The following is a 16,310-nucleotide window of genomic DNA, read 5'->3' on the forward strand; positions in this document are numbered from 1 at the left end:
AAGACATGTCGCAAGCTGCCGATGGGCTGAGTTCCCTCATCGATTCGCCATTGACGTCCCTGATCCTCAATATCATCGGTGCGCTCGTCGGCGCGGCGCTCGTGTCGCTTGCGATCAAGACGCTGGCGCGCACCGTGTCGTCCTTCGCCTGGATCAAGGCCAACCGCGAGATCGCCAAGGGCGCCGATCTGGCCTCCCGGCTGCGCGAACGCGATCCGACGCGCATGCAGATCGCGCTGATCGTGCAGCAATTCTCGGTCTATATCGTCCTGTCGCTGTTCACGATCGGCGCGGCCATCGCATGCCTTGCCTCGCATGGCAGCCGCTTCGACTCCTGGTTTCCTCTGTGCGTCGGGCTCATTGCGCTCCTGTTCCAGAAGACGCACGAGGACTACGCACGCAGTTCCGAGCTGCTGCAGATGAAGCATCCGGGCATCGCACCGATCGAGGCGCGCGTCCGTGTCTTCTACCTGGCCCTGACACCGGAGCAGAAACACGAGATGGACCGTCGCCTTGGCGAGTTGCGCGCCAGTTTCGCCACCTTGCGCAATGGAGGCGGCGCCAACGGCCCCCATGGCGCGCCCGGCGCTCAGCCGGCCTGATCGAGCGCGGCTCGCAATTCGGCAATGAATGCCGTGGCCTTCGCATCGGACGGGGCGCGCCAGTCCCCGCGCGGGGACAGCGCGCCGGCGGACGATACTTTCGGCCCGTTCGGCATCGCCGTCCGCTTGAACTGGCTGGTCTGGAAGAAGCGGAACAGGAAGCTCTCGAGCCAGCGGCCGATGGTCGGCAGATCGTAGGCGCGGCGCGCCTCGGCCGGGAAATTGGCCGGCCATCGGCCTGCCTCCGCATCGCCCCATGCCTGCAGCGCCAGGAATGCGACCTTGGACGGGGCCTGCCCGCCGCGCATGATATGGTACAGGAAGAAATCGTGCAGGGCGTAGGGGCCGATCCGGTCTTCCGTGCTCTGCATCCGCCCTTCCGCATCGGCGGGCACCAGCTCCGGCGAAATCTCGGTGTCGAGAATATCCGCCAGCACGGCATCGGCCTCCGCATCGAACTGGCCGCTGGCGATGCACCAGCGTATCAGATGCTGGATCAGCGTCTTGGGTACGCCGGGGTTGACGGCGTAGTGGCTCATCTGGTCGCCGACGCCGTAGGTGCTCCAGCCCAGGGCGATCTCCGACAGGTCGCCGGTGCCGATCACGAAGCCGCCGCGCTGGTTGGCGAGGCGGAACAGATAATCCGTCCGCAGGCCCGCCTGGACGTTCTCGAAGGTCACGTCATAGGCCGGCTCGCCGGCGGCGAACGGATGGCCCATATCGGCCAGCATCTGCCGGGCGGCGGGGCGGATGTCGATTTCTCCGCCGGTGACGCCGAGCGCCCGCATCAGCCGCCATGCATTGGCCCTGGTGGCTTCCCCCGTTGCGAAGCCCGGCATGGTGAAGCCCAGGATACGCTCGCGCGGCAGGCCCATCCGGTCGCAGGCCTTGGCCGCGACGATCAGCGCATGCGTGGAGTCCAGCCCGCCCGACACGCCGATCACCAATGTTTCGCCGGGTGTCGCTTCGAAACGCCGGATCAGCCCGTGCACCTGGATGTTGAAGGCCTCGTAGCAATCGCGGTCGAGTTGCTCCGGCCGGTTGGGGACGAAGGGGAAGCGGCGGATTGCGCGTCTGAGCGGCATCGTCCGCCCGTGCGGCGCATGGGTGAATGGGATACGCCTGAACATCGTCTCCGGATCGCCCGCCGCCCGGACGGCATCGTTGAAAGTGCCGTTCCGCAGACGCTCCTGCCGGATGCGGGCAAGGTCGACATCGGCCAGAACGACGGTTCCCTCCAGCGAAAACCGCTCGGACTCGGCCAGGAGTTCGCCCAGTTCATGCACCATGCCATGCCCGTCCCAGGCGACGTCGTTGGTGCTTTCGCCTGCGCCCGCGGCCGCATAGACATAGGCCGCCATGCACCGCATGGACTGCGATGCCGCCAGAAGATGCCGTTCCGCAGACTTGCCCACCGTTATGTTGGAAGCGGACAGGTTGCACAGGACGGTGGCTCCGGCGAGCGCGCCGACGGTGGAAGGCGGCGTCGGCGCCCAGTAGTCCTCGCAGATCTCGACATGGAAGACGAAGTCGGAAAGATCGGCTGCGGCGAAGACGAGGTCCGGCCCGAAGGGTACGTCCTGCCCGGCCAGTTCGACGGACAGTCCGGCAAGTCCGATGCCGGGCGCGAACCAGCGCTTCTCGTAATACTCCCGGTAATTGGGAAGGAAGGATTTCGGCACGACGCCGAGGATACGTCCGCGCGAGATCGCCACCGCGCAATTGTAGAGCCGGCCATTACGGCGCAGGGGTGCGCCGACGAGAAGCACGGGCGACAGGTCGCTTGTGCCGGCGGCTACGGCGACGACGGCGTCTTCGACGGCGTCCAGCAAGCCATCCTGCATGTGCAGGTCGTCGAGCGAATAGCCGGAAAGCCCCAGTTCGGGGAAGACGACGAGGTCGGCGCCTTCATCGGAAGCCCGGCGTGCAAGCTGCAGCGTCGACAAGGCATTCGCCGAGGGATCGGCCAGCGCCACGCGCGGCGTGGCCGCCCCGACCCGCGCGAAGCCGTGTCGATGGAACGCGCTGAAAGGCATGGTGCTTGATGGCGACGACAAGGGGCTACCTCGCTTGGCGAACCGGACGCCCTCTCCTCTAAGGCATCGGCGCGTATGGTGGAAGCATCGGACGCACTTGACGTGCTTCGCGGGTGCGACATGTCCGCATCCTGACTTCGAGGGGAAGACGATGGCGGCCACCCGTACCAGCAAGACCACGACTTTCGCAGCCGCCATAGCGGGGTTCCTCGGCCTCGCCTTGGCTGTCGGCGGCATCTGGCTTATCGCGCTGGGCGGATCCTGGTACTATCTGGCGCTTGCCATCGGCTTCCTCCTGACTGCATTCCTGCTGCACCGTCGCCAGCCTGCCGCACTCGCCTTGTACGCCGTGATCGTGCTGGGCACGCTCGGATGGGCGCTGTGGGAGGTAGGGCTGGACTGGTGGCCGCTGGCGGCGCGGGGCGGCCTGATCGTGGTGCTCGGCTTCCTGCTGCTGCTTCCGCCCATCACAAGGCGCCTCGGCCTGCAGACCCTGCCGCAGGCGCTGGACGGCGTCCCCGGGCACGCATCCGCCTTTCGCGGCAACGGCCTCGCGCTGAGCCTGTCCCTGGCCGTCGCGCTGGTCGCAGCGCTCGCCTCCTGGTTCACCGACCGGCACAGCGTGGACGGCGAAGTCGGCGGGGCCGTGGCGCAGGCCCCGGACGACCTGGGCGTGCCGCCGGGCGAATGGCAGTCCTACGGCCGCACCAAGGAAGGGCAGCGCTATTCGCCGTTGACCGACATCACGCCGGAAAACGTCTCCGACCTTGCGGTGGCCTGGCATTACAAGACAGGCGATATCAGCGAACCGGGCGATCCGGAGGAAACCACCTTCCAGGTCACCCCCCTGAAGATCGGGGAGAGGCTTTATCTCTGCACGCCGCATCAATCGGTCATCGCCCTCGATGCCACGACCGGCGAGGAAATCTGGCGTTACGATCCGCAGATCCGCGGCGAGCTGGCGCTCCAGCATCTGACCTGCCGCGGCCTGTCCTACCAGCCGCCGTCCGGCACGCCGGCTCAAGCGGCCGCGGCACAGCCGGGCCAGACGCCCCTGCCGGCGCAGGCCGTGCAGACGCTCCACCCGCAGGGCGCGGCCGCCGAACAGGGCGCCACGCGCGCGCCGGTCGACGGCGCGACGGCCGAGCAACCCTTGCCGGACCTGCCCGTGGCCATCGACGGGGAACGCTCTGCCTCCGTCTGCGACGCCAAGCTGTTCATGCCGACGGCGGATGGCCGGGTCATTGCCGTCAATCCGGAAGACGGCTCCGTCTGTTCCAATTTCGGGGGCGGCGACGGGCAGATCGACTTGTGGCGCAACATGCCGAACGTCAATCCGGGCTCCTATTACTCCACATCGCCGGTCATCGTGGCGGGCGACAGCATCATCGTCGGCGGCACCGTGCTCGACAACGTGTCGACGACCGAGCCGTCCGGCGTCATCCGCGCCTTCGACATCGCAAGCGGCGAGCTTCTCTGGAACTGGGACAGCGGCAACCCGGATGACACCGCGCCGCTCGCGCCCGGCCAGACCTATACGCCCAACTCGCCCAATAGCTGGTCCATCTCCAGCATCGACGAGGAACTCGGGCTCGTCTACGTGCCGCTCGGCAACCAGCCGCCGGACCAGTGGGGCGGCAACCGCAGCGAGGCGGTGGAGCGATATTCGTCGTCCGTCGTGGCGCTCGACGTCGCCACCGGCGCGGTTCGCTGGGTGTTCCAGACCGTGCATCACGACCTGTGGGATTACGACGTTCCCTCCCAGCCGACCCTGGTGGACATCGCGGTGGACGGCGCCCTCGTGCCCGCCCTGGTGCAGCCGACCAAGCAGGGAGAGATATTCGTGCTCGACCGGCGCACCGGCGAGCCGATCCTGCCCGTCACGGAACGTCCAGCGCCGCAGGGTGCGTCCGAGGGCGACTTCACCGCGCCGACCCAGCCGGTCTCCGCGATGTCCTTCGATCCGCCGCCGCTGACCGAAAAGGACATGTGGGGCGCGACGCCCTTCGACCAGCTCCTGTGCCGGATCGCATTCCACAACCTGCGCTACGAGGGCCGCTACACGCCGCCTTCGGAAGAGGGGACGCTCGTCTATCCGGGCAATTTCGGCGTGTTCAACTGGGGCGGCATAGCGGTCGATCCGGTACGGCAGGTGGTTTTCGCAACGCCCGCCTACCTGGCGTTCACCTCGCAGCTCTTCCGCCGGCAGGACGATACATCGCTGGTCGTCAACGCACAGCCGCCCTCCGGCGCCCTCCCGGCCCTGAACGAGAATTTCGGTGGCCCCTTCGCGGTCGAGATGGGTCCTTTCCTGTCGCCGCTCGGTATTCCGTGCCAGTCGCCGCCCTGGGGTTACGTCGCGGCAGCCGACCTGCGGACCGGCGAGGTGATCTGGCAGCACAAGAACGGCACGGTCCGCGATGCCTCGCCCATTCCGCTTCCCTTCCGCCTCGGCGTGCCGAGCCTCGGCGGCCCGATGGTGACGGCGGGCGGAGTCGCCTTCCTGTCCGGTACGATCGACGACTATATCCGCGCCTACGACCTGACGAGCGGCGCGGAGATCTGGAAGGACCGGCTTCCGGCCGGCGGTCAGGCAACGCCGATGACCTATACCGGCGCCGACGGACGGCAGTATCTTCTGGTCGTCGCCGGGGGCCACGGGTCGCTGGGCACCAGGCGGGGGGACGACGTGATCGCCTACGCCCTGCCCCGGTGAGGGGCAGGCACCGGATCAGAACGAGTGGCCGATCCGGAAGGTGATCGTTTCGTCGCGCCCGTCATTGTTGAGGACGTTGCGGTATTCCAGCCCCGCCGACCAGTCGTCGCCGAATTCGGCCTTGATGCCCGGCGCGACGGTCAACTGCTCGCGGCCGATCCCTGCCGATGAGAAATCGGGCAGTGTCAGCCCGCCGCCGGCTATCGGAGAGACCCGGATGGCGCCCGAGACCTCGTGCGTCAGCTCGGCGCGTGCTCCCGGCTTGAGGACGAGGTTGGAGAGCTCGATCGTGTATTCGCCGCGCACCGCCAGGATGGCCAGGACGCTGTCGACCGTCTGCTCGCCCAGCGTCAGGGCGGTTTCGCCGATCGTCTGGTCCATCGGGTCGAACCGGGTATGCGAGACTTCGAACCGGCCATAGGGCGACAGCAGGAAACCGTCGTCGCGCAATTCGTAACCGGCCGATACCGATCCGAAGCCCTGCGCGGCAGCGCGCGAGCCGTAATGGAGCTCCTTCGGCTGCACGGCGTAACGGGCATTGGCGAAGTCCAGCCATGAGCCGCCGGCCGCCACGTCGATGAAGGTGACGGGCGTGGGGTTGTAACTGCCGTAAAGGGCCGCGCCCAGCCCCTGCCCGCGTGCGCGCGTGCCGAACGAACCCGCTTCGCCGATCGCCCGGTCGAAGCTCAGGCCCATTCCCAGGCTTGCCTGTTTCGACAGTTCCGCGTCGAAACCCGAGGCGATCCCGACGCTCGTCCTGTCCAGATCGATCATGCCGTTGGTGCGTCGTCCGAAATCGACGGAGCCGGCGGACCAGAGCGCGTGGCCCTCGTCGGTGAAGCGGCGCCGGGCCTGCATTTCCGCGGGCCGGTCCGCACGCCAGGGTACGTCTTCCGCACGGTGGGCGGCCGGCATCTCCGAATCCAGTTCGCGCCACTCCCGCTCGAGCGCGCTTTCGTCCGCCCACCCGTCCGACGTGCCGATCTTGATGGAATATCCGCTGGTCTGACGGTCGGTGGAATCGCGCAGGATCTCCATCCGCTCATGCAGCCGCCGCGACTGCACGCGCGCGAAACGGCGGCCGATGTCCACCTGTGCGCCGACAAGCCCGGAAATTTCCTGCTGGTCGCTCGTCCCCTGGGCAAGCGCCGGCATGGCAGGCAGTGCAATGGCAAATGCCAAGGCAAGAAGTGCAGTCTTTAGCGGGCGCGTACGCGAGACGGCCCGCAAACGGATCGTTTGCGTCGGCAAGGCTCACATCACTCATCAGTGGTTGATGACGCGACCCTGCCGACGCTTTTGCTGCAATGCAAATCACAATGGCCGGAATCGTCCGTCCGGTTCTGTTGCGTTGCAAAAACTCAACAGATCCGGCCACAGTCCGGCCAATTTACTTAAGAAATACCCAATTTATCCGAGGGATACGAGATTGCGCCTGTCGAACTGGTAGAGCCAGGTCTCCGTCAGCGGCTTGCCGTCCAGCTCCATATACATGCGCAGCTCCGCGATCTTGTCGCGCTCGATCTCGAGGTCGAACGTCGCACGCCAGACATTGCCGTTGGGCACGGGCTCGGCGAACGGACGGATGACGGTGCCGCTGGAGGTGGTGACGTTGACCTCCGGGAAAACGCCGTAGGGGATCTGCGTCATGACGGACGGACGGTCGAATTCGACCGAGAACTTGAAGACGTTGTCCGGACGGGGCTTGCCGGGCTCACCCCCGCGGCCGATACGCGTGGCGACCGTCTGGGCGATGTTCTCGGCCGGATGCGGCTCGTTGTCCTTCCAGAACAGGCGGTAATGCAGCTTGTACTCCGACCCCTTCGTCGCCGGCGCATCCGGAACCCAAAATGCGCCGACATTGTCGTGGATCTCGTCGTCGGTCGGAATCTCCAGGAGTTCGACACGCCCGGCGCCCAGCGGCTCGACCGGCTCTACCCACAGGCTCGGACGCCGGTCGTACATGACGCCGTCCTGATAGTGGTCGAAGTTGCGGTCCCGCTGCAAAAGGCCGAAGCCGCGCGGATCGGTGTCGCTGAAGGACGAGACCGTGGTAAACGGCGGATTGTTGAGGGGGCGCCAGATCCGTTCGCCATCGCTCATCCACAAGGCGAGGCCGTCGGAATCGTGCACCTCCGGACGCCAGTCGTTGAGACGCTCGCGCCCGTATTCGCCATACCAGAACATCGAGGTCAGCGGCATCAGCCCGAGGCGCTGGATGTCCTCGCGCAGGAAAAGGGCCGCCTCCACATCCATCTCGACGCCCTGTCGCCGATCGAGGCCGCGCGTCAGGTAGAAACGGAAAGCGCCGGTGATGCTGGGCCCGTTGAGGAAGGCGCAGACAACGACCGGCTGTGCGGGATCCTGCGCCTCGTCGATATAGAACTCGGTGAAGTCGGGGAACTCCTCGGCAACGCCGGGCACGGCCGCATTTATGACGACGCCTCGCGCCGACAGGCCATACTGGCCGGAAGCGCCGATGGCCCGGAAATAGGAGGCCCCGAGAAAAGCCACCCAATCCTGCGTGCGCCAGTCTTCGGAGCCGTTCCACTCCTGCAGGCGGAAGCCGGCGAAGCCGGAATCGGCCGGCAGATCGTGCGCCGGAGAATCGGCCGGCATCTCGAACAGATCGGGCGAGTATTTGAACTCGCGGGCCTGGCCGTTGACGACGACATGCATCGCCACCGCCTTGCCGAAGAATTGGCCGAGGTGGAAGAACGTCGCCGGGTAGGCGCCGTCACTTCCGGCGAAGGGCGAGTCGGACGTCTTGAATTTCAGCTTGCCGTGCTGCTCGTAGTCGATTTTCTGGACGACTTCCGGATCGGGCCGGTACGGCGGGACATAGGGTTTCGTCGCGGAGTCGCGCGCCCGTTCCACGAGCTTCTCGTATGAAAACGCGAATGGCTCCCCCATGACGGCCGCAGCCGAGGCATGGCGGAGCGCACCGGGCGCCGCCGCCAGGGCAGCGAGTGCGGCGGAAGAATACAGGAAGTTCCGTCGGTTCAGCTTTGCCATCGGTTCCATCGATTCCTTCGAGTGTGAATCCACTTCTCATGCGACGTTACGCCGCCATCCGGCAAGTCAGGAAGCGGCCAATCAGGGCACGATGATGGCCGACGTCTCTCGAATTTCAAGTTCAGGGCCCTAATTCCGGCACCTGACCGCGCTTGGATGCGCAACCCTGCATTGAAATTGGCTTGGAAGAGACATGAACAGGCTTGGGTTCATCGATGGGTTGCGAGGCTATTTCCTCGTCTTCATGATGATCAACCATCTGAACTTCACCGGCGGGTACTGGCTGGTCAAACTCAACCACAACCAGCTCGCATTCGTCGAGGACGCACAGGGGTTCATCTTCCTGTCGGGGCTGCTCGTCGGCCTCGTCTACGCCCGCAAGATGCTGAAGGGCGGGTTCATGGCCGGGGCGCAGGCCGTCTGGAAGCGGGCCCGGCAGTTGTATGTCTATGTCCTCGTCGCCCTGGCGATCCTGCTCGTGGCCGCCGCGACACTGCCCCAGGCGGCGGAGTTGTGGTCGCCATGGATGGGCGATCTTTCGATCACCGATCCCGTGCGGGTGCTGTCGGCCATGGCGATGATCTACCAGCCGACCTATATGGACATCCTTCCCCAGTACATCGTGTACATGCTGGTTTCGCCATTCGCTCTGTGGTTGTGTCTTCACAAGCGCTGGGGCGTCGTTGCGCTCGTATCCTTCATCGCCTGGCTGATCGCGCAGCTCGGTTTGCATACCGTCCTGACCGGGCCAATCGACCGGGCGCTGGCCGGCGACGGTCCGATCGGCATCCGCGCACATTTCAACGTCCTGGCATGGCAGGTCGTGTTCTTTTCCGGTGTCATCATGGGGGCCATGACGGCCCAGAAGAAAATTCCCTGGGACCGCATCTTCAGGCCCGATCGAAGCATCCTGCCCGTGGCGGCCCTGGTGATCTGCCTGTTCTTCCTGCCGCTGCGCGTCGCCACGGGCTACGGGCTGATGTCGGACGAACTGCTGCAAAGCTTCATGCCATTCGAAGTCCGGGCGACTTTCGGCCTCGTCTATCTGTTGAACTTCGTTGCCGCCGGCGTCGGCGTCGCCTGGCTGGCGATCGCGGGGCCGAAGCATCGCAACGCTGCGGTGCGGTGGATCGCCAATGCCCTGCATTACGTCATGACGCTGTCGTTCCTGCGCCTGATCGGTCGACATTCGCTGCAGGTCTATGCCTGGCACATCATCATCGTCTATGGCCTGATCTATGTGGATCTGCGCACGCCGGAGTTCAGCGAGGTCACCAAAACGCTCATCGCCATCTTCGGCATCTCGCTGCTGGCCATACCGGCCCTGTGGCGAGAGCGTGGCTCGTCCGACGACGGGCCGACGCCGACCGCCCCCGTGGCGCGCTGAGGCAATGAAAAAGGGCGCCCCGCAGGACGCCCTTTGTATTGTTTGCCCGATGACGCGGCTCAGGCCGCCGTCGACTTCAGGTGGGCCCGCAGCATCCAGGCGAACTTGTCGTGAACCTCGATGCGGCCGGTGGCCATATCGTTCGTGGCCCAGTCGCCATGCTGCTCGGCAACCTGCGCCAGGGCCGAGAGGGTCGAAGACAAGGTCTCCTGGTCGGCAAGCAGCAGCTCCACCATGGTCTTGGCGTCGGTATGGCCGTCATGCTCGGTGATCGCGCTACGGTCGAGATAGACCGAGTAGCGCCCCTCCGCATGGGCGTCGAAGGCCTTGATGCGCTCGGCAAGAAGATCCTGCGCCTCGAAATGGTCTTCGTAGATTTCCTGGAACAGCGCATGGAGCGGCCCGAAGGACCAACCCGTGACGTTCCAGTGGAAGTTCTGCGCCTTCAGCGTTTCGATTGCCGTCTCGGCCAAGGCCTGCGTGAGGCCGTTGACGATTTCTTCCTTGGCATTCGGTTCGATCTTTGCGGCGATCAGGCCCATTGTCGTAAACTCCGATCCGGCCGGGCATCGGCGGTCGCGCATGCCCCGGCGCTCCTGTAATTCTGGAACGGTTACAAGGTAGCCTCGTCAGCTCCCTCTTTCAACCCCTGTTTAGAACTTTTCTAAACTAGATCCCGCTCACCTTCGTCGCAGGCCAGTTCGCCGAAATCGCCGCGCTGGATCGAGCCGAGGCTGTGCCAGTAGTCGGAAGGCCGGATACGCGAGCGAAAACCCGCCAGCGCCACGGCGGCGCTGATCGGAACGAGTACGGAAAGTATGGCGGTCGGAGACAATGCGATCATCGGTGCCCTCTTCGCGATGCCTGTCCATGCAGTAAAGTGGATAAACACTTTCATGTTTTTGGCAAGAGGGTTTCGGATCGCCTGCGGGCCCGGGTCAGACCGTGCCGATGACCGCTGCGCAATCTCCCGATTTCACGAGGCCCGGAAAATGCCGGGCTGCGAGGATGCCGGAAAGGCCCGCCCGCAGTTCCACCGCGTCCGCCCCCGTGCGGTCGACGCAATGGATGCGGGCGACGACGTCGCCCCGCTCGACCGGCATTCCGAGATCGACGAGCGGCTCCATGAGCCCGTCGTGCTCGGCGAAGGTGAAGCAGTCTCCCGACGGCATGTCGAGCCAGCGTGTCGGCGCCGGCTCCGGTGCGCCGGACAGGATGCCGGCATGCCGCAGCACGTTGGCGACGCCGCGCCGGGCGATCCCCACCGTGTTCGCCGTCGACGTGCCGCCGCCGCCGAGCTCGGTCGTCACGAAGATCTTGCCCTGCTCTTCCGCCGCGGTGTCGTACATGCCCACGGCGTCGATCTCGAGCATCTTCATCGAGTAGGGCGCGCCGAAGGCGGCCACCGCGGCGAAGCTTGCCGCTTCCTGCGCCTTGTCGGGCAGAATGTGGGCGGCTGCGAAGGGCACGAAATCCAGGGTTTTCCCGCCGGAATGGAAGTCCAGCACGATATCGGCCATCGGCAGAAGATGACGCTGGAAGAAATCGGCGATCTTCTGTGTCACGGTGCCGTCCGGCTTGCCGGGGAAGGTGCGGTTGAGATTGCCCTTGTCGACCGGCGAGGTCCGCGTGCCGACGCGAAAGGCCGGATAGTTCATCGCCGGCACGATGATGACCCGGCCGGACACGTCTTCGGGTGTCAGGCGGCGGGCAAGGTCGAACAGGGCGATGGGCCCCTCGTACTCGTCGCCGTGGTTTCCGCCGGTCAGGAGTGCGGTCGGCCCCTCGCCATTGGCCACGACAGTGACCGGGATCATGACCGATCCCCAGGCAGAATCGTCGCGGCTGTAGGGCAGGCGCAGGAAACCGTGCCGCACCCCGGGCGCGGCAAGGTCGATGGTGGGCACGATGGGCGATGGAGGCAGATCGGGCGTCATCAGCATCGCCTCACTCCTTGACGAAAAGCTGCCGGGGCACGTCCGCCAGGATTTCCACGCCGGTATCCGTGATCGCGATGGATTCGGTGATCTCCAGCCCCATGTCCTCCAGCCACAGGCCGGTCATGAAGTGGAAGGTCATGCCTGGCTGCAACACCGTCTTGTCGCCCGGGCGCAGGCTCATCGTACGCTCGCCCCAATCCGGCGGATAGGACAGGCCGATCGGATAGCCGGTGCGGTTGTCCTTGACGATCCCGTATTTGCGCAGCACCGCGAAAAAGGCGTTGGCGATATCCTCGCAGGTATTGCCCGGCCTGGCGGCGGCAAGCCCCGCCTCCATCCCTTCCAGCGTGGCCTTTTCCGCGTCCAGGAAGGCCTGCGTCGGCTTGCCGAGGAAGACGGTGCGCGACAGGGGGCAGTGATAGCGCTTGTAGCAGCCGGCGACCTCGAAGAAGGTGCCCTCCCCGATCCGCATGGGCTTGTCGTCCCATGTCAGATGCGGCGCCGAGGCATCCGCCCCCGACGGCAGCAGCGGCACGATGGCCGGATAATCTCCGCCGAAGCCGTCGACGCCGCGGGTTCCCGCATCGTAGATCTCGGCCACGAGGTCGCATTTGCGCATTCCCGGCTCGATCGTATCGACGATCCGCTTGTGCATGGCGCCGACGATCCTGGCCGCGACGCGCATGTATTCCAGCTCCTGCGGACTCTTGACCGCGCGCTGCCAGTTGACGAGCGCCGTCGCATCCACGAAGCGTGCGCCCGGCAGATGCGTGCGCAGCGAGGCGTAGGCCGCTGCGGAAAACCAGTAATTGTCCATCTCGACGCCGATGGTCAGGCCGTCCCAACCGCGTTCGCGGATGACCTCCGACAGGCGATCCATGGGATGGCGCTCGGTGGACTGCACGTAATGGTCGGCGTAGCCGACGATATTGTCCTGGGAAAGGTATGCCGTGCGCCGGGCGCCGTTCGCGTCCTGCCCACGCCCATACCAGACGGGCTCGCCCTCGGGTGGCACGATGACGCCCTGATGCACGTAGAAGGACCAGCCGTCATAGCCGGTCAGCCAGGCCATGTTGGACGGGTCCGACACGTAGAGAAGGTCGATGCCCCGGGCCGCCATGGCGCTACGCGTCTTTTCGAGGCGGCTGGCATATTCGGCGCGGGTAAAGTTGAGCTGCGGCTCTGTCATGGTGCACCCTGGAAATGAGGATCAGCTTGTAAAGCGCGTACCCGCCCCGGCCGACATGGCGCGGGCATGGGCCAGCGTGGCGATGGCGGTATCCTGAACACCGGTACCGGTGAGGTCCGCGAAGGTGATGGATTCGGCATTGGGGCGCCCGGTCGCCTGCCCGGCGATGACGGAGCCGAGCTCGGGAAACCGCCGGTCGCCGGCGACGAGCCCGGCCGCGATGGCGTGATGCAACTCGCCCAGGATGCGGGTCTGGGCCAGGCTGTCGGGGACATAGCGGGCGGCGGCGACCAGAGCGGGGTCGATTTCGTTCTTGTGTTCGGCATCCGAGCCCATGGCCGTGACATGTGTGCCGGGGCGCACCCAGCGGCGCTGCAGGATCGGCGCCCGCGACGGCGTCGTCGTGACGATGATGTCGGCGCGCCGCGCTGCCTCCTGCGGATCGCGCACCGCTTCGACCGGCAGGCCGGTCGCCTGCGTCATCTCCGCGGCGGCGGCCTCGGCCCGCGCGCCGTCGCGCGCCCAGATCGAGGCGCCCTGCAACGGGCGCACCATGGCCAGCGCCTGCAACTGCAGACGCGCCTGCATGCCCGCGCCGAAGATGGCCGCGTGGCGGGCATCCTCCCGGGCAAGGTGGCGCGCCGCGACTGCGCCGGCGGCGGCCGTGCGAATGTCCGTCAGATAGCCGTTGTCGAGAAGCAGCGCCTGCACCAGGCCGGTGCGAGCCGATAGCAGCACCATCATGCCGTTGACGCTGGGCAGGCCGAGTTTCGGATTGTCGAAGAAGCCCGGGCTTATCTTGATTGCGAAGCCCTCGATACCGGGCACATAGGCGGTCTTCACGTCCACTTCGCCATTATGCTCCGCCACGTCGAGGCGCAGGATGGGCGGCATCACGACAGCCTCTTGCGCGAGGGCGCGGAAGGCGCGCTCCACCGCATCGATGGCCTCGACATCCAATGGTACCAGCGCGCGCAGGTCCGTCTCCGTCAGGATCAGCATGTCGGGCATCAGGCGGCGTCCTCCAGCCCGTTGGCGCCGGCCGCGATGCGGCAATGCAGATCCATGTCGATATTGCGCCCGGACACGAGAGCCAGCACCGGCCCGGAAGGCCGGATCCGCCCGGCGACGAGGGCCGCTATGCCGACCGCGCCCGCACCCTCCACGACCTCGCGCTCTTCGAAATAGGCATGGCGGATTCCGGCCGCGATCTCCGCCTCGGTGACAAGGATCACGTCGTCCACCAGGTCCCGCACCATGGGGAAGGTGTAGCGGTTCGCATGGCCCACCCCGCCCCCGAGCGAGTCGGCGAGCGTCGGCAGTTCCTCGATGTCGACGGGCTTGCCGGCGTCGAGGCTGGCCGCCATTGCGGCTCCGCGCTCCATCGAGATGCCCAGGATGCGCACATCGGGCCGCAGCGCCTTGACCGCGCAGGCGATACCGGCGATCAGCCCGCCGCCGGAAAGCGGAACCAGCACCGTCTTCACCTCCGGCACCTGCTCCAGGATCTCCAGCCCGATCGTGCCCTGGCCGGCGATCACGTCGGGGTGGTCGAAGGGCGGCAGGCAAACCACTCCCTCTTCCGCCACCATCCGGTCCACCTCGCGCTGGGCATCGTCCTGGCTGCGACCCACGATGCGCGCTTCGGCGCCCAGCGCGGAGATCGCCTTCACCTTGTTCATCGGGACGAGGCTTGACATCGCGATCACGGCCCGCGCGCCGGTTCGTCGCGCCGCATAGGCAAGCGCCCGCCCATGATTGCCGGTCGACGCCGCTGCCACGCCGCGCGCCCGCTCCGCCGCCGACAGGCGCTCCACGGCGTTGGCCGCGCCGCGCAGCTTGAAGGCGCCGGTGATCTGCCGCTGCTCGTGTTTCAGGAACACCGGTGCGCCGAGGCGCTCCGACAGGCTTTCCGACTGGTCCACCGGCGTTTCGCGCACGATGCCCGCGATGCGCCGACGTGCCTCTTCTATGTCCGAAAGGGCGATCATGCGGCCTCCGGCATTGCGAGCCGCATCAGCCGGCCGACGGCCCGCGCGCCGGCCGTCAGGCCGCAATGGTGGAGCGCGAGCCACGCGCTGGCCTGGTTGCTGGTTACCACCGGCCGGCCGATCCGCGCCTCGATGGCGTCGATGACGCCCGCCGAGCGGACCGCCGTGCAGGAGATGAAGAGCGCCTGCGCGTCGTCCGCCGTTGCGCGGACCGCTGCCTCGACGATGCTTTGCCGGCTTATCCGAGCCATCTGCCGGTCATCCGTCAGGCCAAGGCAACTGAGGCCCGCGAGTTCCAGCCCCTTGTCCTCGAAGTAACGGGCCATCGGCGCGCTCGTCTCGACCGTATAGGGTGTCAACACGCTGACGCGGGTCGCGCCCAGCGCCGAGAGACCCTGGACCGCCGCCAGCGGCGGCGTCACGACAGGCACGCCGGGCTTGCCGAGCCCGATGGCTTCGGCCACCGCGGCGTCGCCGATGACGACCGAGGCCGACGTGCAGGAGAACACGATCGCGTCGAGGGCCTCGTCCGGCAGCAGCAGGGCGGCGGCCTCCGACAGGCGCGGCGCGGCCGCGGCGAGGTTTTCGGGCGTCGTCGGGTTGGCATAGGCGATGCGGGCGGCGTGCAGCGCCACACCCGGCCCCGCCACCAGACGCACGAAGTCGGGCTCGCTCGTCAGGTCCGTCGCCAGCAATATCAACCCGATCCGCCGCTCGACCGGTTGCGGATCGAACTGCAGGGGAGCCTGCATCAGGCGAACCTCGGCGCGCATGTCAGGCGACCTTTCCATAGCGGCGTTCGAGATAGCGCACGCCGAAGACGGCGATGAGCGATATGACGAGGAAGAAGGCGCCGACGAGCGTGATCGGCTCAATATAGCGGTAGTTGTAGTTGGCGATGGAGCGCGCCTGGTTCATCAGCTCCAGCACGGTGATGGCCGACAGCAGCGGCGTTTCCTTGAACATGGCGATGAGATAGTTGGCCAGCGCGGGAACCATCGGGGCCACGGCCTGCGGCAGGACGACATGCCGCCAGGTCTGCCCGCCGGTCATGTTGCAGGCCTTGGCGGCCTCCCATTGGCCGCGCGGCACGTTCTCGATGCCCGCGCGGTAGACCTCCGCCGTGTAGGTTGCGTAATGCAGCCCGAGCCCGATGACGCCGGCAACCAGCGGCGCCAGGGTGATGCCGATGTCCGGCAGGATGTAGAAGAGAAAATAGAGCTGCACGAGCAGCGGCGTGCCGCGGATGAATTCCACCACCAGCGAAACCGGACGCGCCACCCAGCGGTTCGGAGAGCGCCGTGCCACGGCGAAGACGAGGCCGAGGACGGCCGCCAGGACGAAGCCGAGCAGCGTCGCGACGACGGTGATCTTCGCGCCTTCGACGAGGGTCGGCATGATCTGCCAGACGAAATCCCAATCCCATTCCATCGC

General features: G+C 66.4%; 14 protein-coding genes. 3 read left to right on the forward strand and 11 right to left on the reverse strand.

What is annotated here, in order from left to right:
• Positions 1–5 precede the first annotated feature (5 nt).
• The gene (locus NDN16_RS15010) at positions 6–602 is read left to right on the forward strand and encodes a hypothetical protein (protein ID WP_251114275.1); all 597 of its coding nucleotides are present in this window, start codon (positions 6–8) and stop codon (positions 600–602) included.
• Here the strand turns inward: NDN16_RS15010 and NDN16_RS15015 are convergent.
• Positions 590–2,638, reverse strand: coding sequence for an NAD(+) synthase (locus tag NDN16_RS15015; RefSeq protein WP_251114276.1), 2,049 nt, complete (start codon positions 2,636–2,638; stop codon positions 590–592). The two genes, NDN16_RS15010 and NDN16_RS15015, sit on opposite strands and share 13 nt — an antisense overlap.
• Before the next feature lie 151 nt (positions 2,639–2,789).
• On the opposite strand from NDN16_RS15015, the gene NDN16_RS15020 reads away from it, so the two are divergent.
• The gene (locus NDN16_RS15020) at positions 2,790–5,354 is read left to right on the forward strand and encodes a glucose/quinate/shikimate family membrane-bound PQQ-dependent dehydrogenase (RefSeq protein ID WP_251114277.1); all 2,565 of its coding nucleotides are present in this window, start codon (positions 2,790–2,792) and stop codon (positions 5,352–5,354) included.
• Positions 5,355–5,369: 15 nt separating this feature from the next.
• Here the strand turns inward: NDN16_RS15020 and NDN16_RS15025 are convergent, their stop codons facing one another.
• Positions 5,370–6,509, reverse strand: coding sequence for an autotransporter outer membrane beta-barrel domain-containing protein (locus NDN16_RS15025; RefSeq protein ID WP_251114278.1), 1,140 nt, complete (start codon positions 6,507–6,509; stop codon positions 5,370–5,372).
• A gap of 255 nt (positions 6,510–6,764) precedes the next feature.
• Entirely contained in the window at positions 6,765–8,369 is a 1,605-nt protein-coding gene (locus NDN16_RS15030) for a glucan biosynthesis protein (RefSeq protein WP_251114279.1), read from the reverse strand.
• Between the two features lie 193 nt (positions 8,370–8,562).
• On the opposite strand from NDN16_RS15030, the gene NDN16_RS15035 reads away from it, so the two are divergent.
• A complete protein-coding gene (locus NDN16_RS15035) occupies positions 8,563–9,756 on the forward strand; it encodes an OpgC family protein (protein WP_251114280.1) in 1,194 nt (397 codons plus the stop codon).
• 59 nt (positions 9,757–9,815) lie between these two features.
• Here the strand turns inward: NDN16_RS15035 and NDN16_RS15040 are convergent, their stop codons facing one another.
• The 8 genes from NDN16_RS15040 to ehuD all read right to left on the reverse strand — a co-directional run bounded on the left by NDN16_RS15040 (position 9,816) and on the right by ehuD (position 16,307).
• Positions 9,816–10,340, reverse strand: coding sequence for a Dps family protein (locus tag NDN16_RS15040; protein WP_251114281.1), 525 nt, complete (start codon positions 10,338–10,340; stop codon positions 9,816–9,818).
• Positions 10,341–10,420: 80 nt separating this feature from the next.
• Complete coding sequence (locus tag NDN16_RS15045) at positions 10,421–10,600, reverse strand: hypothetical protein (RefSeq protein ID WP_251114282.1); 180 nt, start codon at positions 10,598–10,600, stop codon at positions 10,421–10,423.
• A 94-nt stretch (positions 10,601–10,694) separates the two neighbouring features.
• Complete coding sequence (gene doeB, locus NDN16_RS15050; RefSeq protein ID WP_251114283.1) at positions 10,695–11,699, reverse strand: N(2)-acetyl-L-2,4-diaminobutanoate deacetylase DoeB; 1,005 nt, start codon at positions 11,697–11,699, stop codon at positions 10,695–10,697.
• 4 nt (positions 11,700–11,703) lie between these two features.
• Positions 11,704–12,885: an ectoine hydrolase DoeA gene (gene doeA, locus NDN16_RS15055; protein WP_251114284.1), complete on the reverse strand. Its 1,182-nt coding sequence runs from the start codon at positions 12,883–12,885 to the stop codon at positions 11,704–11,706.
• A gap of 21 nt (positions 12,886–12,906) precedes the next feature.
• On the reverse strand, positions 12,907–13,896 hold the full coding sequence (gene eutC, locus NDN16_RS15060) for an ectoine utilization protein EutC (RefSeq protein WP_251114285.1): 990 nt from the start codon (positions 13,894–13,896) through the stop codon (positions 12,907–12,909).
• The gene (gene eutB, locus NDN16_RS15065) at positions 13,896–14,876 is read right to left on the reverse strand and encodes a hydroxyectoine utilization dehydratase EutB (protein ID WP_251114286.1); all 981 of its coding nucleotides are present in this window, start codon (positions 14,874–14,876) and stop codon (positions 13,896–13,898) included. The genes eutC and eutB overlap by 1 nt, the downstream gene beginning before the upstream one ends.
• A complete protein-coding gene (eutA, locus tag NDN16_RS15070) occupies positions 14,873–15,649 on the reverse strand; it encodes an ectoine utilization protein EutA (protein ID WP_251114287.1) in 777 nt (258 codons plus the stop codon). The genes eutB and eutA overlap by 4 nt, the downstream gene beginning before the upstream one ends.
• A 1-nt stretch (position 15,650) precedes the next feature.
• Complete coding sequence (gene ehuD / locus NDN16_RS15075; RefSeq protein ID WP_251114288.1) at positions 15,651–16,307, reverse strand: ectoine/hydroxyectoine ABC transporter permease subunit EhuD; 657 nt, start codon at positions 16,305–16,307, stop codon at positions 15,651–15,653.
• Between the last annotated feature and the right edge of the window lie 3 nt (positions 16,308–16,310).

The organism is Aureimonas altamirensis, assembly GCF_023702225.1.
Classification (GTDB): domain Bacteria; phylum Pseudomonadota; class Alphaproteobacteria; order Rhizobiales; family Rhizobiaceae; genus Aureimonas; species Aureimonas altamirensis_B.

What these genes read in the sequence shown, in the direction of transcription:
- NDN16_RS15045 (WP_251114282.1), bottom strand. Translation starts at nt 10,600, where the DNA reads ATGATCGCATTGTCTCCGACCGCCATACTTTCCGTACTCGTTCCGATC.
- eutC (WP_251114285.1), bottom strand. Translation starts at nt 13,896, where the DNA reads ATGCCCGACATGCTGATCCTGACGGAGACGGACCTGCGCGCGCTGGTA.
- doeB (WP_251114283.1), bottom strand. Translation starts at nt 11,699, where the DNA reads ATGCTGATGACGCCCGATCTGCCTCCATCGCCCATCGTGCCCACCATC.
- doeA (WP_251114284.1), bottom strand. Translation starts at nt 12,885, where the DNA reads ATGACAGAGCCGCAGCTCAACTTTACCCGCGCCGAATATGCCAGCCGC.
- eutA (WP_251114287.1), bottom strand. Translation starts at nt 15,649, where the DNA reads ATGCGCGCCGAGGTTCGCCTGATGCAGGCTCCCCTGCAGTTCGATCCG.
- ehuD (WP_251114288.1), bottom strand. Translation starts at nt 16,307, where the DNA reads ATGGAATGGGATTGGGATTTCGTCTGGCAGATCATGCCGACCCTCGTC.
- eutB (WP_251114286.1), bottom strand. Translation starts at nt 14,876, where the DNA reads ATGATCGCCCTTTCGGACATAGAAGAGGCACGTCGGCGCATCGCGGGC.
- NDN16_RS15010 (WP_251114275.1), top strand. Translation starts at nt 6, where the DNA reads ATGTCGCAAGCTGCCGATGGGCTGAGTTCCCTCATCGATTCGCCATTG.
- NDN16_RS15030 (WP_251114279.1), bottom strand. Translation starts at nt 8,369, where the DNA reads ATGGCAAAGCTGAACCGACGGAACTTCCTGTATTCTTCCGCCGCACTC.
- NDN16_RS15015 (WP_251114276.1), bottom strand. Translation starts at nt 2,638, where the DNA reads ATGCCTTTCAGCGCGTTCCATCGACACGGCTTCGCGCGGGTCGGGGCG.
- NDN16_RS15035 (WP_251114280.1), top strand. Translation starts at nt 8,563, where the DNA reads ATGAACAGGCTTGGGTTCATCGATGGGTTGCGAGGCTATTTCCTCGTC.
- NDN16_RS15025 (WP_251114278.1), bottom strand. Translation starts at nt 6,509, where the DNA reads ATGCCGGCGCTTGCCCAGGGGACGAGCGACCAGCAGGAAATTTCCGGG.
- NDN16_RS15040 (WP_251114281.1), bottom strand. Translation starts at nt 10,340, where the DNA reads ATGCGCGACCGCCGATGCCCGGCCGGATCGGAGTTTACGACAATGGGC.
- NDN16_RS15020 (WP_251114277.1), top strand. Translation starts at nt 2,790, where the DNA reads ATGGCGGCCACCCGTACCAGCAAGACCACGACTTTCGCAGCCGCCATA.